This is a genomic window from Massilia genomosp. 1, from assembly GCF_011682185.1.
Classification (GTDB): Bacteria; Pseudomonadota; Gammaproteobacteria; order Burkholderiales; family Burkholderiaceae_D; genus Telluria_A; species Telluria_A rubra.
The window spans coordinates 18,126-35,239 of record NZ_WHJF01000071.1; the positions used below are offsets into that span (position 1 = coordinate 18,126).

21 protein-coding genes are annotated in these 17,114 nt (G+C 62.2%); 18 read left to right on the top strand and 3 right to left on the bottom strand.

All coding sequences use genetic code 11. The features are described from left to right. The first annotated feature begins 4 nt into the window (after positions 1 to 4). The 14 genes from nuoG (at position 5) to F1735_RS22880 (ending at position 13,530) form a co-directional block, all read left to right on the top strand. Positions 5 to 2,344, top strand: a complete 2,340-nt coding sequence (gene nuoG, locus F1735_RS22815) for an NADH-quinone oxidoreductase subunit NuoG (protein WP_167239059.1) — start codon at positions 5 to 7, stop codon at positions 2,342 to 2,344. Next, positions 2,344 to 3,435, top strand: coding sequence for an NADH-quinone oxidoreductase subunit NuoH (nuoH, locus tag F1735_RS22820; protein WP_167239060.1), 1,092 nt, complete (start codon positions 2,344 to 2,346; stop codon positions 3,433 to 3,435). The genes nuoG and nuoH overlap by 1 nt, the downstream gene beginning before the upstream one ends. Before the next feature lie 10 nt (positions 3,436 to 3,445). Next, on the top strand, positions 3,446 to 3,934 hold the full coding sequence (gene nuoI / locus F1735_RS22825) for an NADH-quinone oxidoreductase subunit NuoI (RefSeq protein WP_099876575.1): 489 nt from the start codon (positions 3,446 to 3,448) through the stop codon (positions 3,932 to 3,934). Positions 3,935 to 3,973: 39 nt separating this feature from the next. Continuing rightward, positions 3,974 to 4,675 carry an NADH-quinone oxidoreductase subunit J gene (locus tag F1735_RS22830; RefSeq protein WP_167239061.1) on the top strand — a complete coding sequence of 234 codons (702 nt, stop codon included), beginning with the start codon at positions 3,974 to 3,976 and terminating at the stop codon, positions 4,673 to 4,675. Continuing rightward, positions 4,672 to 4,980 carry an NADH-quinone oxidoreductase subunit NuoK gene (gene nuoK / locus F1735_RS22835; protein ID WP_126075091.1) on the top strand — a complete coding sequence of 103 codons (309 nt, stop codon included), beginning with the start codon at positions 4,672 to 4,674 and terminating at the stop codon, positions 4,978 to 4,980. The genes F1735_RS22830 and nuoK overlap by 4 nt, the downstream gene beginning before the upstream one ends. Before the next feature lie 56 nt (positions 4,981 to 5,036). Continuing rightward, positions 5,037 to 7,157, top strand: a complete 2,121-nt coding sequence (nuoL, locus tag F1735_RS22840) for an NADH-quinone oxidoreductase subunit L (RefSeq protein WP_167239062.1) — start codon at positions 5,037 to 5,039, stop codon at positions 7,155 to 7,157. A gap of 23 nt (positions 7,158 to 7,180) precedes the next feature. Beyond that, positions 7,181 to 8,683 (top strand): NADH-quinone oxidoreductase subunit M, encoded by a 1,503-nt coding sequence (locus F1735_RS22845; protein ID WP_167239063.1) that lies wholly within the window; start codon positions 7,181 to 7,183, stop codon positions 8,681 to 8,683. Positions 8,684 to 8,691: 8 nt separating this feature from the next. Continuing rightward, positions 8,692 to 10,209 (top strand): NADH-quinone oxidoreductase subunit NuoN, encoded by a 1,518-nt coding sequence (nuoN, locus tag F1735_RS22850; RefSeq protein WP_167239064.1) that lies wholly within the window; start codon positions 8,692 to 8,694, stop codon positions 10,207 to 10,209. 5 nt (positions 10,210 to 10,214) lie between these two features. Next, positions 10,215 to 10,529, top strand: a complete 315-nt coding sequence (locus tag F1735_RS22855) for a DUF2818 family protein (RefSeq protein WP_373888571.1) — start codon at positions 10,215 to 10,217, stop codon at positions 10,527 to 10,529. A 16-nt stretch (positions 10,530 to 10,545) separates the two neighbouring features. Beyond that, positions 10,546 to 11,142: an NUDIX domain-containing protein gene (locus F1735_RS22860; protein ID WP_167239065.1), complete on the top strand. Its 597-nt coding sequence runs from the start codon at positions 10,546 to 10,548 to the stop codon at positions 11,140 to 11,142. A 6-nt stretch (positions 11,143 to 11,148) separates the two neighbouring features. After that, positions 11,149 to 11,832, top strand: a complete 684-nt coding sequence (locus F1735_RS22865; protein WP_167239066.1) for a hypothetical protein — start codon at positions 11,149 to 11,151, stop codon at positions 11,830 to 11,832. 14 nt (positions 11,833 to 11,846) lie between these two features. Further along, entirely contained in the window at positions 11,847 to 12,533 is a 687-nt protein-coding gene (ispD, locus tag F1735_RS22870) for a 2-C-methyl-D-erythritol 4-phosphate cytidylyltransferase (protein ID WP_167239067.1), read from the top strand. An 18-nt stretch (positions 12,534 to 12,551) separates the two neighbouring features. Continuing rightward, positions 12,552 to 13,067, top strand: a complete 516-nt coding sequence (ispF, locus tag F1735_RS22875) for a 2-C-methyl-D-erythritol 2,4-cyclodiphosphate synthase (protein WP_167239068.1) — start codon at positions 12,552 to 12,554, stop codon at positions 13,065 to 13,067. 97 nt (positions 13,068 to 13,164) lie between these two features. Beyond that, a complete protein-coding gene (locus F1735_RS22880) occupies positions 13,165 to 13,530 on the top strand; it encodes a hypothetical protein (protein ID WP_167239069.1) in 366 nt (121 codons plus the stop codon). Here the strand turns inward: F1735_RS22880 and F1735_RS36715 are convergent. Together F1735_RS36715 and F1735_RS22890 are read right to left on the bottom strand one after the other, a co-directional pair. Beyond that, on the bottom strand, positions 13,517 to 13,756 hold the full coding sequence (locus F1735_RS36715) for a hotdog fold thioesterase (protein ID WP_373888570.1): 240 nt from the start codon (positions 13,754 to 13,756) through the stop codon (positions 13,517 to 13,519). The genes F1735_RS22880 and F1735_RS36715 overlap by 14 nt on opposite strands. 47 nt (positions 13,757 to 13,803) lie before the next feature. Next, positions 13,804 to 14,175: a PaaI family thioesterase gene (locus F1735_RS22890; RefSeq protein ID WP_187364327.1), complete on the bottom strand. Its 372-nt coding sequence runs from the start codon at positions 14,173 to 14,175 to the stop codon at positions 13,804 to 13,806. Positions 14,176 to 14,280: 105 nt separating this feature from the next. Between F1735_RS22890 and F1735_RS22895 the strand changes: the two genes are divergently transcribed. The 4 genes from F1735_RS22895 to F1735_RS37500 all read left to right on the top strand — a co-directional run bounded on the left by F1735_RS22895 (position 14,281) and on the right by F1735_RS37500 (position 16,511). Then, entirely contained in the window at positions 14,281 to 14,745 is a 465-nt protein-coding gene (locus F1735_RS22895; protein ID WP_229505911.1) for a MarR family winged helix-turn-helix transcriptional regulator, read from the top strand. Next, positions 14,729 to 15,994, top strand: a complete 1,266-nt coding sequence (locus F1735_RS22900) for an MFS transporter (protein ID WP_222853058.1) — start codon at positions 14,729 to 14,731, stop codon at positions 15,992 to 15,994. Before F1735_RS22895 ends, F1735_RS22900 begins: the two co-directional genes overlap by 17 nt. Continuing rightward, positions 15,991 to 16,299, top strand: a complete 309-nt coding sequence (locus F1735_RS22905) for a hypothetical protein (protein ID WP_167239070.1) — start codon at positions 15,991 to 15,993, stop codon at positions 16,297 to 16,299. Before F1735_RS22900 ends, F1735_RS22905 begins: the two co-directional genes overlap by 4 nt. Positions 16,300 to 16,385: 86 nt before the next feature. Beyond that, entirely contained in the window at positions 16,386 to 16,511 is a 126-nt protein-coding gene (locus F1735_RS37500) for a hypothetical protein (protein ID WP_267876688.1), read from the top strand. An 81-nt stretch (positions 16,512 to 16,592) separates the two neighbouring features. Here the strand turns inward: F1735_RS37500 and F1735_RS22910 are convergent, their stop codons facing one another. Then, a complete protein-coding gene (locus tag F1735_RS22910; protein WP_167239071.1) occupies positions 16,593 to 16,985 on the bottom strand; it encodes a hypothetical protein in 393 nt (130 codons plus the stop codon). Positions 16,986 to 17,114: the final 129 nt, after the last annotated feature.

The window sequence follows — 17,114 nt, forward strand, 5'->3', positions numbered from 1 at the left end:
TCTCATGGTTGAAATTGAAATTGACGGTAAGAAGGTAGAAGTCCCACCGGGTAGCATGGTGATGGACGCGGCCAACAAGCTGGGCACCTACATTCCGCACTTCTGCTATCACAAGAAATTGTCGATCGCAGCCAACTGCCGCATGTGCCTGGTCGAAGTCGAAAAGGCGCCCAAGCCGTTGCCGGCTTGCGCCACGCCGGTTTCGGCGGGCATGATCGTGCGTTCGAACAGCGAGAAGGCGGTGCAGGCACAGAAATCCGTGATGGAATTCTTGCTGATCAACCACCCGCTCGATTGCCCGATCTGCGACCAGGGCGGCGAATGCCAGTTGCAAGACCTGGCGGTTGGCTACGGCAAGTCGAACTCGCGCTACGAAGAAGAAAAACGCGTGGTTCCGCCGAAAGATGCCGGCCCGCTGATCTCGATGCAGGAAATGACCCGTTGCATCCACTGCACCCGTTGCGTACGTTTCGGCCAGGAAGTGGCCGGCGTCATGGAACTGGGCATGCTGGGCCGTGGCGAACATGCCGAAATCACTTCCTTCGTCGGCAAGACCGTCGATTCTGAAGTGTCGGGCAATATGATCGACCTGTGCCCGGTCGGCGCACTGACCTCCAAGCCGTTCCGCTACAGCGCCCGTACCTGGGAACTGTCGCGCCGCAAATCGGTCAGCCCGCACGATTCGCTCGGCACCAACCTGATCGTCCAGGTCAAGGGCGGCAAGGTCATGCGCGTGCTGCCGCTGGAAAACGACAGCATCAATGAGTGCTGGATTTCGGACAAAGACCGTTTCTCGTACGAAGCGCTGGACAACCAGTCACGCCTGACCAAGCCGATGATCAAGCAGGGCGGCCAATGGGCCGAGACCGACTGGCAGACCGCGCTCGAATACGTGGCGCACGGCTTGCGCAACATCAAGCATGAGCATGGCGCCGACAGCATCGCCGCCCTCGCCACCGCCCATTCGACGGTCGAAGAGCTGCATCTGCTTGCCAAAGCGATGCGCGGCATCGGTTCCGAGAACATCGACTTCCGCCTGCGCCAGAGCGACTTCGCGCTGGACGGCCAGGTCACGCCTTGGCTGGGCATGCCGATCGCCGAGTTGTCGCTTGTTAAGCGCGCGCTGGTCATCGGCTCCTTCATCCGCAAGGATCATCCGCTGGTCGCCACCCGCCTGCGCGCTGCCGTCAAGGGCGGCGCCAAGCTCTCCTTGGTACACGCGTCCGATGACGAACTGTTGATCCCGACCGCCAACAAGATCATCGCCGCGCCGTCCGACTGGCTGGCCGCCTTGTCCAGCATCGTGGCCGCGCTCGCCGCCGCCAAGGGCGTGGCCGCGCCAGCCGGTTTCGAAGGCATTGAAGCCTCCGACGCCGCCAAGGCGATTGCCGCCAGCCTGAACACCGGCGACGAGAACCTGCCTGGTGTGGTCTTGCTCGGCAACGCCGCCGCGCACCATCCGCAAGCGTCCGCGCTGCACGCGGCCGCGCAGTGGATCGCCGAACAGACCGGCGCCAAGTTCGGCTACCTGACCGAGGCCGCCAACACGGTCGGCGGCTACCTGGTCGGCGCGTTCGCCAAGAACGCGGCGCCAGTGTTCTCGGTACCGAAAAAAGCCTACGTGCTGCTGGGCGCCGAACCGGAACTCGATTGCGCCAACCCGCAGCAAGCGCGCGCCGCGCTCGACGCCGCCGAGATGGTCGTCGTCATGTCGGCCTTCCAGCATGGTTTCGAGTACGCCGACGTGCTGCTGCCGATTTCACCATTCAGCGAAACCTCGGGCACCTTCGTCAATTGCGAAGGCCGCGCGCAAAGTTTCAACGGCACCGTCAAACCGCTCGGCGACACCCGTCCGGCATGGAAAGTGCTGCGCGTGCTGGGTAACCTGCTGGGCCTGTCCGGTTTCGAGTACGACACCTCCGAAGCGATCCGCGACGAGCTGTTCGGCAAAGACGTGACCGACCTGTCGGCCAAGCTGAACAACACCGGCAAGGCTGCCTTGAAAAGCGCCGCCTACGGCACCGGCACCGCGCTGGAACGCGTCACCGACGTGCCGATCTATTTTGCCGACGCCATCGCGCGCCGTTCCGAGCCGCTGCTGCGCACCGCCGACGCCAACGCGCCGCTGGTGACCTTGCCGGCCGACCTGGCCGCGAAGCTGGGCGTGCAGGCCGGCGCCAAAGTGAAGGTATCGCAGGGGTCGGGTTCGGCCATCCTGGTGGCCGGCGTCGATGCCCGCCTGCCGGCCAACACCGTGCGTGTCGCCTCGGCGCACCCGCTGACCGCCACCTTGGGCGCGATGTTCGGTGCGATCACAGTTGAAAAAGCAGGGGAGGGGGTCTGATGGCGCTGCCTGAAATGATTGATGGCGTCAACGCCTGGGGTGCCTCCAACATCGGCTACTTCTGGCCGCTGATCTGGACCTTGGTCAAGATCATGTGCGTCCTGCTGCCGCTGATGGGCCTGGTTGCCTACGCGACCTTGTGGGAACGCAAGCTGATCGGCTGGATCCAGATCCGCGTCGGCCCCAACCGCGTTGGCCCGATGGGCTTGCTGCAGCCGATCGCCGATGCGCTCAAACTCTTGTTCAAAGAGATCGTGGTGCCGACCAAGGCTTCGAGCGGCCTGTTCATCCTCGGTCCGATCATGACCATCATGCCGGCGCTGGCCGCCTGGGTGGTGGTGCCCTTCGGTCCGGGCGTGGCCCTGGCCGACATCAACGCCGGCCTGCTGCTGCTGATGGCGATCACCTCGATCGAGGTGTACGGCATCATCATCGCCGGCTGGGCGTCGAACTCGAAATACTCGTTCATGGGCGCGATGCGCGCATCGGCCCAGATGATTTCGTACGAAATTCCGATCGGCTTCGTGCTGGTGGTGATCCTGATGGTCTCGGGCAGCCTGAATTTCTCCGACATCGTCGCCGGCCAGAACATGGGCTGGGGCGTGGCGCACGGCGTCTCCATGCTCTCGTGGAACGTGTGGCCGCTGTTGCCGCTGTTCGTGGTGTACCTGACCTCGGGCCTGGCCGAATGCAACCGTTCCCCGTTCGACGTCGTCGAAGGCGAGTCCGAAATCGTGGCCGGCCACATGGTCGAGTACTCGGGCATGTCCTACGCCATGTTCATGCTGGCCGAATACGCCAACATGATCCTGATCGGCACCCTGGCCTCGATCATGTTCCTGGGCGGCTGGCACGCACCGTTCGCCTTCCTCGAAGTTGGCGGCGTACTCGGCGGTTTCCTCGGCTTCTTCTGGCTGTTCGCCAAGGCCTTTGTGATTGTCTCGCTGTTCATCTGGGTTCGCGGCACCTTCCCGCGCTATCGCTATGACCAGATCATGCGCCTCGGCTGGAAGATTTTCATTCCAATTTGCCTGGTGTGGCTGGTCCTGGTCGCTGGCTGGATGCAGACATCCTGGAATATTTGGAAGTAAGGAAGAGATAATGGAACGAGTGAAAGACTTTTTCAGCAGCATGCTGCTGACCGAACTGATCAAGGGATTGGCGCTGACCGGACGCTATGCGTTCTCGCGCAAGATCACCGTACAGTATCCGGAAGAGAAAACCCCGATGTCGCCGCGTTTCCGCGGCCTGCATGCGCTGCGCCGCTACCCCAACGGGGAAGAGCGCTGCATCGCCTGCAAGCTGTGCGAAGCGGTGTGCCCGGCCATGGCGATCACCATCGAATCGGAACAGCGCGACGACGGTTCGCGCCGCACCACGCGTTACGACATCGATCTGACCAAGTGCATTTTCTGCGGCTTCTGCGAAGAATCCTGCCCGGTCGACTCGATTGTCGAGACGCATGTGCTGGAATACCACGGCGAAAAACGCGGCGATCTGTACTATACGAAAGAGATGTTGCTGGCTGTTGGCGATCGCTACGAGGGCGACATTGCCGCCGCGCGCGCGGCCGATGCCCCTTACCGCTAGTCTTTTAGCACATTTAACTGCAAGTCCTCTGGGTTAGTTATGGAATTTAAAACTGTCATGTTCTACGTGTTCTCGGCGATTATGCTTGCCGCCGCGACCCGTGTTATCACTGCCCGCAATCCGGTCCACGCGGCACTGTTCCTGGTGCTGGCGTTCTTCAACGCGGCCGGCATCTGGCTGCTGCTCAAGGCCGAGTTCCTGGCGATCGTGCTGGTGCTCGTGTATGTGGGCGCGGTGATGGTGCTGTTCCTGTTCGTTGTCATGATGCTCGATATCAATATGGACCGCATGCGGGAGGGCTTCTGGTCCTACCTGCCGCTGGCCACCGGTATCGGCGTGGTGATCGTGCTGGAAATGGCGGCCGTGTTGTGGCGCGGCTTCATGAAGTTCGAGCAGGAGGCCGAGGCCGTCGGCGCGAACATCGGCGGCACCAAGGAATTGGGCCTGCTGATCTACACCAAGTACATCCTTGGTTTCGAGATCGCCGCCGCCATCCTGCTGGTGGCCATTGTCGCCGCCGTCGCGCTGACCCTGCGTCGCCGCAAGGATACCAAGGCCTTCCATCCGGGCGACGCCGTGCGCGTCAAGCGTAACGACCGCCTGCGTATCGTGAAGATGGCAACGGTCGACCAGCCCGCCATCGACGCGGCTGCCAAAGCGGCCGCGCTGGCCGCCGCCGAAGCCCAGGCCGGTCCGGCGGACGTCACGCCACCGGTCGCCGTCCCCAAGGAGACAAAATGACTTTATCGCTCGCACACTACCTGATCCTGGGCGCACTGCTGTTTGCGATCTCGATCGTCGGGATTTTCCTGAACCGCAAGAACGTCATCGTCCTGCTGATGGCGATTGAATTGATGCTGCTGGCCGTGAATTTGAACTTCATCGCGTTTTCGCATTACCTGGGCGACGCGGCGGGGCAGATCTTTGTCTTCTTCATCCTGACCGTCGCCGCTGCCGAATCGGCAATTGGCCTGGCGATCTTGGTGGTCATGTTCCGTAATCTGGACACGATCAACGTGGAAGACCTCGATACCCTCAAAGGTTAATCCGGTCCGTCCGGCGCTTACATTCATACTCGAATACATAACGATTAAGGTTCAACATGGCGGGGCAACTTCTTAACCCTAACGTCCTTCTTGCCGTACCACTGGCGCCGCTGGCTGGTGCTGTGATTGCGGGCTTGTTCGGAACAAAATTCTTCGGTAACCTGGTCGGCCGTAAAACGTCGCATACCGTCACGATTTTGGGCGTGCTGATCGCGCTGGTCCTGTCGGTGATGACCTTGATGGACGTGCTCGACGGCGCCGCCTTCAACGGCACGATCTACAACTGGATGACCGTCGGCAAGATCAAGATGGAAGTCGGCTTCCAGATCGATTCGCTCTCGGCGATGATGATGTGCGTGGTCACCTTCGTGTCGCTGATGGTACACATCTATACCATCGGCTACATGGCCGAAGACGAAGGCTACAACCGCTTCTTCGCCTACATTTCGCTGTTTACGTTCGCGATGCTGATGCTGGTCATGGCGAACAACTTCCTGCAACTGTTCTTCGGCTGGGAAGCGGTGGGCCTGGTCTCGTACCTGCTGATCGGTTTCTGGTACACCCGCCCGACCGCGATCTACGCCAACATGAAAGCGTTCCTGGTCAACCGCGTCGGCGACTTCGGCTTCATCCTCGGTATTGGACTGTTGCTGGCGTTCGCAGGTTCCATGAATTACAAGGAAGTGTTCGACCAGGCCGGCGCGCTCTCGCTCAAAACCCTGCCGGGCAGCGACTGGATGCTGCTGTCGGTTGCCTGCATTTGCCTGTTCATCGGCGCGATGGGCAAGTCGGCCCAGTTCCCGCTGCACGTCTGGCTGCCCGACTCGATGGAAGGCCCGACCCCGATTTCGGCACTGATCCACGCCGCGACCATGGTTACCGCCGGTATCTTCATGGTGGCGCGCATGTCGCCGCTGTTCGAACTGTCCGACACCGCCTTGTCTTTCGTGCTGGTGATCGGTTCGATCACCGCGCTGTTCATGGGCTTTTTGGGCATCATCCAGAACGACATCAAGCGCGTGGTCGCTTACTCGACCCTGTCGCAGCTCGGCTACATGACCGTGGCGCTAGGTTCGTCCGCCTACTCGGTCGCCGTGTTCCACCTGATGACCCACGCCTTCTTCAAGGCCCTGCTGTTCCTCGGCGCCGGCTCGGTCATCATCGGCATGCACCATGACCAGGACATCCGCAACATGGGCGGCCTGCGCAAGTACATGCCGATTACCTGGATCACCGCGCTGCTCGGCTCCCTGGCGCTGATCGGCACCCCGTTCTTCTCGGGCTTCTACTCGAAAGACAGCATCATCGAAGCGGTCCACGCGAGCACCATCTGGGGTTCGGGCTTCGCGTACTTTGCGGTGATGGCCGGCGTGTTCGTCACGGCGTTCTACTCGTTCCGCATGTACTTCCTGGTATTCCACGGCGAAGAGCGTTTCGGCAAGGCGCATGCGCACGACCATCATGCCCACGAGGCCAAGCACGATAAGAAGCATGACGCCAAGCATGACGCCAAGCACGCCGATGCGCACGCGTCCGACGCGCACCATGAAGAGGAGCACGACGACCATGCGCACCACGGCCTGGCCCCTGGCCAGAAGCCGCACGAGTCGCCACTGGTGGTGACCCTGCCGCTGATCCTGCTGGCGATTCCTTCGGTGGTCATCGGCTACCTGACCATCGGTCCGATGCTGTTCGGTAAATTCTTCGACAAGGTCATTACCGTCGGCCACGAGCACAAGGCAATGCACATCCTGGCCGAAGAATTCCACGGTCCGCTGGCGATGGTCACGCACAGCCTGACCTCGCCGGTGCTGTGGCTGGCGATCTCCGGCGTGGCGGCGGCCTACTACTGCTACATGGTCAATCCGCGCGTGCCGGCCTGGTTCTACCGCCACTTCAAGGCGGTCCATACGCTGCTGGACAACAAGTACTACATGGACAAGTTCAACGAGGTGGTGTTCGCCGGTGGCGCGCGCCTGCTTGGCAACGGCCTGTGGAATATCGGCGACAAGGGCCTCATCGATGGCCTGGTCGTCAACGGAAGCGCGAAACTGGTTGGCTGGTTCTCGTCCATCGTCCGTCTCGGACAGACCGGTTACATCTACCACTACGCGTTTGTGATGATCATCGGTGTGCTCGGCGCGCTGATGTACTTCCTCCCGTTCTGGCACGCTTAACAGACACGCAAAGACAATAAAACATGATGCCGTCTACGATTTCTAATTTTCCTCCGTATCTGAGCCTGGCGATCTGGCTTCCGATCGTCCTTGGCGCGGCCATTCTTGCGCTTGGCCGCGACGAAAAACCGGGCCTGACCCGGTGGATGGCGCTGATCGCGTCCATCGCCAGCTTCCTGGTCACCTTGCCGCTGCTGCAGCACTTCGACAACGCCGTACACGGCATGCAGTTCGCCGAAAGCACGCCGTGGATCGGCCGCTTCAACATCATGTACTCGCTGGCGATCGACGGCCTGTCGCTGTGGTTCGTGCCGCTGACGGCCTTCATCACCGTGATCGTCGTGATCTCGGCGTGGGAAGTGATCGAAAAGCGCGTGGCCCAGTACATGGGTTCCTTCCTGATCCTGTCGGGCCTGATGATCGGCGTGTTCTGCGCGATGGACGGCTTGCTGTTCTACTTCTTCTTCGAAGCGACCCTGATCCCGATGTTCATCATCATCGGCGTGTTCGGTGGCGAGAACCGTGTGTACGCCTCGTTCAAGTTCTTCCTGTACACCTTCATGGGTTCCCTGCTCACGCTGGTCGCCATCGTCTACCTGTACAACGTCTCGGGCACCTTCGACATCCTGGCCTGGCACAAGCTGCCGCTGTCGATGAAAGAGCAGATCTTCATCTTCCTGGCCTTCCTGATGGCGTTTGCCGTCAAGGTGCCGATGTTCCCGGTCCACACCTGGCTGCCGGACGTCCACGTCGAAGCGCCAACGGGCGGTTCGGCCGTGCTGGCCGCGATCATGCTGAAACTGGGCGCATATGGTTTCCTGCGTTTTTCGCTGCCGATCACCCCTGATGCATCGCACTACATGGGTGGCTTCATCATCACCCTCTCGCTGATCGCCGTGATCTACATCGGCCTGGTCGCACTGGTCCAGAAGGACATGAAAAAACTGGTCGCCTATTCGTCGATCGCGCACATGGGTTTCGTCACCCTGGGCTTTTTCATGTTCAACCAGATGTCGGTATCGGGCGGCATCGTGCAGATGATCTCGCACGGCTTCATTTCGGGCGCCATGTTCCTGTGTATCGGCGTGCTGTACGACCGCATGCACTCGCGCCAGATCGCCGACTACGGAGGGGTGGTCAACCGCATGCCGCGCTTCGCCGCCTTCATCGTGCTGTTCTCGATGGCCAACTGCGGCTTGCCGGCCACCTCCGGTTTTGTCGGTGAGTTCATGGTCATCCTGGGCGCGGTCGAATTCAATTTCTGGATCGGCATGCTGGCCGCGACCGCCCTGATCTTTGGCGCCGCCTACTCGCTGTGGATGGTCAAGCGCGTGGTCTTCGGCAAGGTCGCCAACAAGCATGTGGCCGAACTGACGGACCTCAATACGCGCGAATTCGTCATGCTCGGCATCCTGGCCATCGCCGTGATCGCGATGGGCCTGTACCCTGCGCCGTTCACCGACACGATGCAAACCTCGGTCGCCGACCTGCTCGAGCATGTCCGCGTGTCGAAACTGCCGCACTGAAGAAGACTATGATCCCGACTACGAATCCCAACCTGATCCCGGTTTACGCCGAAATCTTCCTGCTGATCGCCGCATCAAGCATCCTCTTGATCGACATGTTCCTCAAGGATGAGAAACGGATCGTCACCTACCTGCTCTCGCTCGGTGCGCTGCTCGGCTGCGCCGCCTTGAGCTACGCCGACTACGCGGCCGGCACCACGGTCTACACCTTCCATAACATGTTCGTGTCGGACCCGATGTCGAACCTGCTGAAGATGTGTACTTACCTGGCCATCGGCATCACGCTGGTGTACTCGCGCGCCTATGCCACCGCGCGTGGCATGTTGTCGGGTAACCTGGGCGGCGAATTCTATGTGCTCGCGCTGTTCTCGCTGCTCGGCCAGATGATCATGATCTCCGGTAACAACATGCTGATCATTTACCTGGGCCTGGAGCTGATGTCGCTGTCGCTGTACGCACTCGTTGCGCTGCGCCGCGATCACGCCGTCTCGACCGAAGCGTCGATGAAGTACTTCATCCTCGGCGCGCTTGCTTCCGGCTTCCTGCTGTATGGTATCTCGATGCTGTACGGCGCCACCGGTTCGCTCGACATCGGCGAAATCTCGAAAGCGGCATCGTCGGCCAAGGCCAATGTGCATATCCTGGTGTTCGGCCTGGTGTTCCTGGTGGCCGGCCTGGCGTTCAAGCTTGGCGTGGTGCCCTTCCATATGTGGGTGCCCGATGTGTACCAGGGTTCGCCAACTGCGGTGACCCTGCTGCTGGGCGGCGCGCCGAAACTGGCGGCGTTCGCGATCTGCATCCGCCTGCTGGTGGAAGGTTTGCTGCCGATGGCGATCGACTGGCAGCAGATGCTGATGGTGCTGGCCGTGCTGTCGCTGGCGATCGGTAACCTGACCGCGATCGCCCAGACCAACATCAAGCGCATGCTGGCCTATTCGACCATCGCGCAAATGGGCTTTGTCTTGCTGGGCCTCTTGGCCGGCGTGGTCGCCAATCCGCTCGATCCGAAAGCCATGGCCGACGCCAGCAATGCCGCGTCGGCGTACAGCGCCGCCATGTACTACTCGATCACCTACGTCCTGACCACGCTCGGCACCTTCGGCGTGATCATGCTGCTCTCGCGCAGCGGCTTCGAAGCCGAAGAAATGAACGACTTCAAGGGCCTGGCCAAGCGCAGCCCGTGGTTCGCGATCGTCATGGCGATCTTGCTGTTCTCGCTGGCCGGCGTGCCGCCGATGATGGGCTTTGCCGCCAAGTTCGCGGTGCTCGAAGCGGTGCTCTCGACCGGCGCCGTGTGGCTGACCGTGGTGGCGGTGATGTTCTCGCTGATCGGCGCGTTCTACTACCTGCGCGTGGTCAAGGTCATGTACTTCGACGAGCCGACCGACACCACCCCGATCGTCGCGCCCTTCGACATGCGCGCGGTTTTGTCCATCAACGGTATCGCTACCGTGCTGCTCGGCGTCTTCGCCGGTCCGCTGCTGGCCGCATGCCTGAACGCGATGACGAAGACTATCGGTTCCTGATGGACGTGTCGTCATCGAGCTGGTTGGCCATCGCCATTGCCCTGGCGGCGGCCAACCTGCCGTTCATCAATGAACGGCTGTTCGGCGTCATCCCCTTGAACAGCGCGCCCGGCGAGGCGCCGAACAAGTCGGGCTGGCTGCGCGTGGCCGAACTGCTGGTGCTGTACTTGGTGGTGGGCGTCGTCGCTTACTTTCTGGAGTCGCGCATCGGTAACGTCTTCACGCAGGTCAAGGAGTTCTACATGATCACCGTGCCGCTGTTCGTGGTGCTGGCGTTCCCGGGCTTTGTGATGCGCTACCTGCGCAAGCGCCAACATTAACCGCAAGGAGCCGCACATGGACTCGCACCCGGACTCGCACCTGGACGCGCACCTGACCGAGGATCATCTGACAGAGCGGCGCATCGATGGCGGCGTCGCCTACGACGGCAGCTTTCTCAAGGTCTCGCACGACCGCGTGAGCCTGCCCAACGGCGCCGTCGCCACCCGCGAATACATCCGCCATCCGGGCGCCGTGGTGATCCTGCCGATCCTGGGCGATGGCCGCGTGCTGCTGGAGCGCCAGTTCCGCTATCCGCTCGGGCGCGTCTTCATCGAATTCCCAGCTGGAAAAATCGATGCGGGCGAGGAGCCGCTGGCCTGCGCCAGGCGCGAGCTGCAGGAAGAAACCGGCTACACGGCGACCGACTGGCAATTTATCAGCACCATCCACAACGCCATTGCCTACTCGGACGAGCACCTTGAGCTGTTCGTCGCGCGCGGCCTGACGGCCGGCCCGGCAAAACTGGACGACGGCGAGTTCCTGGAGACCTTCAGCGCCAGCGTGCCCGAACTGCTCGAGATGGTGCGCACTGGCCAGGTCACCGACGTAAAGACCATCATCGGCGCCTTCTGGCTCGAAAAGCTGATCGCCGGAAGCTGGACTGCGACCTGAGCGACGATGAAGATCCTGGCGCTCGCGCTGGCGTTGTTGTTCTCGCACCCTTGCTGGGCCGCGCGCACCGCGTTCCAGGCGCGCTGCGAGGATTCGATCGACAAGGCGGTGTCGGTATTGACGTCGGCGCAGAACGGCTACACCATCAACAACACGGTGTCGCTGCACGGCCTGACCGCCATGAAACCCGGCCGGCCCAACTCCTTTGTGCTGGGACTGACCCGCACCGAGTCGCGCATGTCAATCGGCCTCAACGGTGCGATGCTGAAGGATCCCTTGAGCGGCTACGAGTGCGTGGCGCCGAAAATTGCGGTTTCGCTGTTCTACAGCCCCATCGTGGTCTACGTCGGACGCGAGTTTTCTCCGGGTTCTTGCGCATATCAGGAGATTCTTGCGCATGAGATGCGCCACCTCAAGACCTATCTCGACCATTTGCCGAAAGTGGAAGTGACGGTGCGCGCGGCGTTGTCCAAACGGTTCGACAACAAGCCGCTCTACGCGCCGGCGGGCCGGGCTCGCGCCCTGTTGCAGCAGGAAATCAATACTGGCTGGATGACGTACATAAAGAACGAGATGGCGAAAGTGGAGCTTTTGCAGGCCGCCATCGACACGCCGCAAGAGTATGCGCGCCTGAGCAAAGTTTGCAAAGGTGAGGTACAGTCCCTTATAAGACCGGCTAAACGACATTGACGACGACAACAGCCATGAAGCATTCCGCAGCGCGCTATTTTGCCCTGATCCCCGCCGCCGGCATTGGCGCGCGGATGGCGTCGGGCTGCCCCAAGCAATACCTGCCCATCGGCGCCAAGCCGATGCTGCGTCACACCCTCGACGCATTTTTGTCGAGCGGCTTGATCGCCCATACCTACGTCGTGGTCAGCGCGCGCGACGAGTATATCGACGCCATCGTGCCGTCCGGCGCAGCCACCGTGCTGCGCTGCGGCGGCGCGAGCCGCATGGAGTCGGTCCGCAACGCCCTGCGGGCGTTGGAGGGCGAGCTGCACGAGCATGACTGGGTGCTGGTGCATGACGCGGCGCGGCCGGGCATCAACGCCGCGCTGATCGACAAGCTGATCGCCACGGTGGGCGACGATCCGGTCGGGGGCCTGTTGGCCCTGCCGGTCGTGGACACCGTCAAGCGCAGCGGCGCCGATGTCACCACCGTCGCCCGCGACGGTCTGTGGCTGGCGCAGACGCCGCAGATGTTTCGCTACAAGCTGCTGTGCGATGCACTCGCAGCGGCCACCGACGCCAGCGTCATCACCGATGACGCCAGTGCGGTCGAGGCCCTGGGCTTCTCGCCCAAGCTGGTCGAAGGACATCCCCGTAATTTAAAAGTGACGCTGCCGGCGGACATCCGGATCGCCGAGATGTACCTGGCCGCGCCTTAACCTGAAATGAGTGAGACCATGGCACTGGCATCCTACAATCCCGCACCGCCGTTCCGCGTCGGAACCGGCTACGACTGCCACGCCCTCGTCGAGGGCCGCAAACTGATTATCGGCGGGGTCGCAATCCCGCACCGCATGGGCCTGCTCGGCCATTCGGACGCCGACGTCCTGCTGCACGCGATCATCGATGCGATGCTCGGCGCGGCCGGCCTGGGCGACATCGGCAAGCATTTCCCGGACACCGACCCGATGTTCGCCGGCGCCGATTCGCGCACCCTGCTGCGCGAAGTGGCGCACCGCGTGGTCGCCACCGGCTACACGATCGGCAATATCGACGCCACCATCATCGCCCAGGCGCCGAAGATGGCGCCGCATATTGCGCAGATGGTGTCGCGGATTGCCGAAGACATCGGCGTATCGCCGCAACAAGTAAACATCAAGGCCAAGACCAACGAAAAGCTCGGCTACCTGGGCCGGGAAGAGGGCATGGCCGCCGAGGCGATCTGCCTGTTGATCAAGTCTGCCGCCGCGTAAGGACTGGGGACCAAGGCCCGCCTGGCCCGGCGACCGGAAAGCATGATCGCCGTCAGGCGGACCTGACCAGGATGACGCCGCCTATTCCTTCGTCACGGTGGCACAGACCGGCCGCTTGAACGGCGCCTGGGTGCGCCAGAAAGGCAGCATTTTCACGGTGGACCAGTCGATCACGCAAAACGGCGAACGCAACGTCGCGCGCGCCGATGAAAGCGGGGCAGTCAACGGCGCGACCATCGTCCAGGCCGGGAACGGGAACTTTGCCTCTGCGACATCGACGCTCAACGGCAGCGTCTCCGGGATCATCCAGAGCGGCAACTACAACCGCGCCACCACGCTGCAGAATGGTGTACACAACTGGACGACCGGCAATTTCTCGCGCATCAAGCAAACCGGCAATGCCTTTACCGCCAGCGTGCTGCAAAACGGCAGCGGCAATCTCTCCACCATCACCCAGCGCTGATATCGAACACCAGGCAAGTTGTGGTCGCAAAGGCGTACAGCTTGCCGTTCGCATCGGTGATGCGCGCTTCGGCCACGCCCACCTGTCCACCCACGCTGACCACGGTCGCCTCGGCCCGCACCGGCCCGGTCTGGTCATTCATCGCGCGCAGATAGTTCACCCTCAACTCCAGGGGGGACCTCGAAAAACCTACTGCGCGGCGCAATTTTCGTCCTGCGATGCTCACCGTACCTTCGTACGGCTGCGCTTCTCCGACGAAACTTGCACCGCTCGCTACGGTTTTTCGAGGTCCCCCAGGGTCGTGTATCCCTTGCCGGCCGGCAGCATCGTATGGATTGCGCAGCCGAGCGCGGTGTCGAGCATGGTGGCCGCATAACCGCCATGCACCACGCCGCTCGGATCGTAATGCGCCAGCGCCGGCGTTCCCTGGAACACGGCGCGGCCGGGCTCCACCGAGATCGGCAAAATGCCCATCAACTGCGCGATCGGCGCCGGGGGCAGGGCGCCGCTGGCGATCGCTTCCAGGAATTCCATTCCGCTGCGGCTGCGTAGTTGCGCGCGGTCGGCCACGCCCGGCGCGGCCAGTTTGGCGCGCATTGCCGCGGCGTCGTCCAGCCATTGCTGGCGTTTGCCTGATTGTTCCATCATCATCCCTTTATCTCTGATTAAAAAGTCGGCCCAAGCACACAAGGCCAATCGATTGTCATATACTTCAAACAATCAGTGTAGCTGCACCTATTTCCCGAAACCATGACCGATACGACCGACAAGCCCCTGGGCTGTACCTGCTTCAAGCTGCGCAAGCTCACGCGCGCCATGTCGCGCGTGTACGACCAGCACATGGCCGCCGTGGGCCTCAAGACCACCCAGTACAGCGTGCTCGCCAACGTGGCGCGCGCCGCGCTGCCGGTGGTCGAACTGGCCGAGCGCCTCGGCATGGAGCGCACCACGCTCACGCGCAACCTCAAGCCGCTGACCGACGCGGGCTGGGTCGTGGCGCGCCCCGGCGCCGACAACCGCCAGCGCATCGTCACCATCACCGCCGCCGGCCAGGAAAAACTGGGCGAAGCCTACCTGGTCTGGTGCGACGCCCAGCGCGCCTTCGAACAACTGGTCGGGCGCGACGCCGTGCGCGTCCTGCACACGCAACTGGACACCACGCTTGCCCGACTAACGCCCCTGATCGAGGACCTGAACCATGCCCACCCAGACTGAGATGAGCCCGCGCGCCGCGTGGCTGTTGATCCTCGCCGCCTCGGCGATCTTGATGATCACCATGGGCGCGCGCCTGACCACCGGCCTGTTCATGTCGCCGATTAATACCGCGACCGGGCTGGGCGTGGCCTCGATCAGCTTTGCGATGGCGATCGGGCAGTTCGTGTGGGGCGCGGCGCAGCCGGTGTTCGGCGCCGTGGCCGACAAATGGGGTTCGGCCAAAGTCATCATCCTTGGCGCCGTGATGCTCGCCGCCGGCATGGCGGCGACGCCGTTCGTCTCGTCGCAGTGGGGCCTGATGCTGACCATGGGATTTCTGAGCGCGGCGGGGGCGGGTGCGGGCAGCTTTTCGATCCTGATCGGCGCCACCGCGCAGCGCCTGCCGGCCGCGCGCCGTCCGTTCGCGGCCGGTTTCATCAACGCCGGCGGCTCGTTCGGCCAGTTCGTGTTCGCGCCGCTGATGCAGGCGATTATCAACAGCGCCGGGTGGGTGGCGGCGATGCTGACCATGGCGGCCACCACCTTGCTGACGATTCCCCTGGCCTGGCCGCTGCGCAAGGGCGCGGGAATGGTCAAAGCCGATCCCGCCGCCGCGGTCCCGGCCAAGCCGGCCGACCCGCCCGGCATCGGCCTTGGCGCGCAGATCAAGATCGCGCTGCGCGACCGCAGCTACCTGTGCCTGCACGCCGGCTTTTTCACCTGCGGCTTTCACATCGCGTTCCTGGTCACGCACCTGCCGGGCGAAGTCGCCCTGTGCAAACTGTCGCCGGGCGTATCGGCCACCGCGCTGGCCCTGATCGGCCTATTCAACATCGCCGGCAGCCTGAGCGCCGGCGCGCTCTCGACCCGCTACCGCATGAAGTCCCTGCTGGCCCTGATGTACGCCAGCCGCGCCGTGATCATCGTCATCTACCTGCTGGCGCCGAAAACGGCCATGACCTTCTACGTGTTCGCCGGCGCGCTCGGTTTCACCTGGCTGGCGACCGTGCCGCCCACGGCCGGCCTGGTCGGCAAACTGTTCGGCATGCGCTACCTGTCCACCTTGTTCGGCTTGACCTTGCTGTCGCACCAGGTGGGCGGCTTTTTCGGCGCCTGGCTCGGCGGCCTGTCGTTCGTGACCTACGGCGACTACACCTGGATGTGGTACGCCGACATTGTGCTGGCCCTGGCCGCCGCCCTGATCAACCTGCCGATCCGCGAGGCGCATGTGGTGCGCGCGCCGGTCGTCATAGCGAAAGCATCAGCATGACCCGTGATACCTGGGCTTACCGCGACGTTGCGGTCGAATCGTTTGAAGATGTACGCACTGGCGCCTTGCGCATCCGCCCGATGGCGGGGCAGGCGTTTGCTCCCAGCCTGCGCGTACAGTGTACGCGCGCGCTGGTCGACCCGGCGCTGCATCCGGCCGGCACCCGCTTCCTGCTGTCGGCCAAGCTGACCGACCGCTTGGGAGGCACGCCGTTTTTGTATGCGTGGCATGGCGACCCGGTGGTGGTGCTGACGGCCGCGCAAGCGAAAAAATTCCTGGCCGAGTTCAGGCGTGGCAGGATTTAGCGATGGATTTTCTTTAGCAACTGGCCGCGCTGGAAGAGGATGTCGGCCGCTACGACGACACTGAATCCGGCAGCAAGGAATAGGTCGTGCGAGCCAACCGCCGCCTGAAGCTGCGCATGCGCGATCTGATCGTCGCGGCGCACGCGCGGGTACTGGAGCGGGCGCTCGATCTGCTGTCCGCGAACACCGTCTGCGCCGAAAAGCGCGCATGAACGCATGTCTGCGCAATGCCCCGGCCAATCGCTGGCTGTAAGGCCCCGCGTGAGCGGATGCATCCGCTTAGGTTTGCGTTCCTACGACGCCAATCCTTTCAAGTGCTCCTGAAATTCCTCGATTGTTTTGTCGATTAGGATTTCATCACCAAAATAGGAATTCTTCATTCCCAGACTCAGTAGGCGAATCTCCAGTGCGGACGGGTCTTTATAATCGAGCTTCAGATTGTATTTTTTCTCGCTATCGACCGTGGCGACGATGACGACAGGCTGCTTCCGCCCTTCGCTCACGATTTCGACAGACAAGTTCTCCGCCAATTTCTCCAGTGTGTTCTGATATTCCATTTCCAGTTTTGCCATACCCTGGAAATAATTCAATTCTCTGTCTTTTCGATAAAGCCATTCGGAGCTGGTTGTTCCTCCCCCAAGGCTGGCAAATCGGAAATAGGTGGCATCCCAATCAAGCTTGGTCAACGGTAAGCGCTCCATAAACCCCAGACTTGCTGGCTAATCCGAATTTCCGCATTCTTGCTACTTCGATTTGATACCGGAGCAAGCATGGAAAACACGACCGTTTTTTGGGAGAAGCACGTTGCCGCGATT

Coding starts and splice junctions, on each gene's coding strand:
- F1735_RS22905 (WP_167239070.1), top strand. CDS start 15,991: ATGACCCGTGATACCTGGGCTTACCGCGACGTTGCGGTCGAATCGTTT.
- F1735_RS22830 (WP_167239061.1), top strand. CDS start 3,974: ATGGAATTTAAAACTGTCATGTTCTACGTGTTCTCGGCGATTATGCTT.
- F1735_RS22895 (WP_229505911.1), top strand. CDS start 14,281: ATGACCGATACGACCGACAAGCCCCTGGGCTGTACCTGCTTCAAGCTG.
- nuoH (WP_167239060.1), top strand. CDS start 2,344: ATGGCGCTGCCTGAAATGATTGATGGCGTCAACGCCTGGGGTGCCTCC.
- nuoG (WP_167239059.1), top strand. CDS start 5: ATGGTTGAAATTGAAATTGACGGTAAGAAGGTAGAAGTCCCACCGGGT.
- nuoK (WP_126075091.1), top strand. CDS start 4,672: ATGACTTTATCGCTCGCACACTACCTGATCCTGGGCGCACTGCTGTTT.
- nuoL (WP_167239062.1), top strand. CDS start 5,037: ATGGCGGGGCAACTTCTTAACCCTAACGTCCTTCTTGCCGTACCACTG.
- F1735_RS22845 (WP_167239063.1), top strand. CDS start 7,181: ATGATGCCGTCTACGATTTCTAATTTTCCTCCGTATCTGAGCCTGGCG.
- F1735_RS22860 (WP_167239065.1), top strand. CDS start 10,546: ATGGACTCGCACCCGGACTCGCACCTGGACGCGCACCTGACCGAGGAT.
- F1735_RS22900 (WP_222853058.1), top strand. CDS start 14,729: ATGCCCACCCAGACTGAGATGAGCCCGCGCGCCGCGTGGCTGTTGATC.
- nuoN (WP_167239064.1), top strand. CDS start 8,692: ATGATCCCGACTACGAATCCCAACCTGATCCCGGTTTACGCCGAAATC.
- F1735_RS22890 (WP_187364327.1), bottom strand. CDS start 14,175: ATGGAACAATCAGGCAAACGCCAGCAATGGCTGGACGACGCCGCGGCA.
- F1735_RS22865 (WP_167239066.1), top strand. CDS start 11,149: ATGAAGATCCTGGCGCTCGCGCTGGCGTTGTTGTTCTCGCACCCTTGC.
- nuoI (WP_099876575.1), top strand. CDS start 3,446: ATGGAACGAGTGAAAGACTTTTTCAGCAGCATGCTGCTGACCGAACTG.
- ispF (WP_167239068.1), top strand. CDS start 12,552: ATGGCACTGGCATCCTACAATCCCGCACCGCCGTTCCGCGTCGGAACC.
- ispD (WP_167239067.1), top strand. CDS start 11,847: ATGAAGCATTCCGCAGCGCGCTATTTTGCCCTGATCCCCGCCGCCGGC.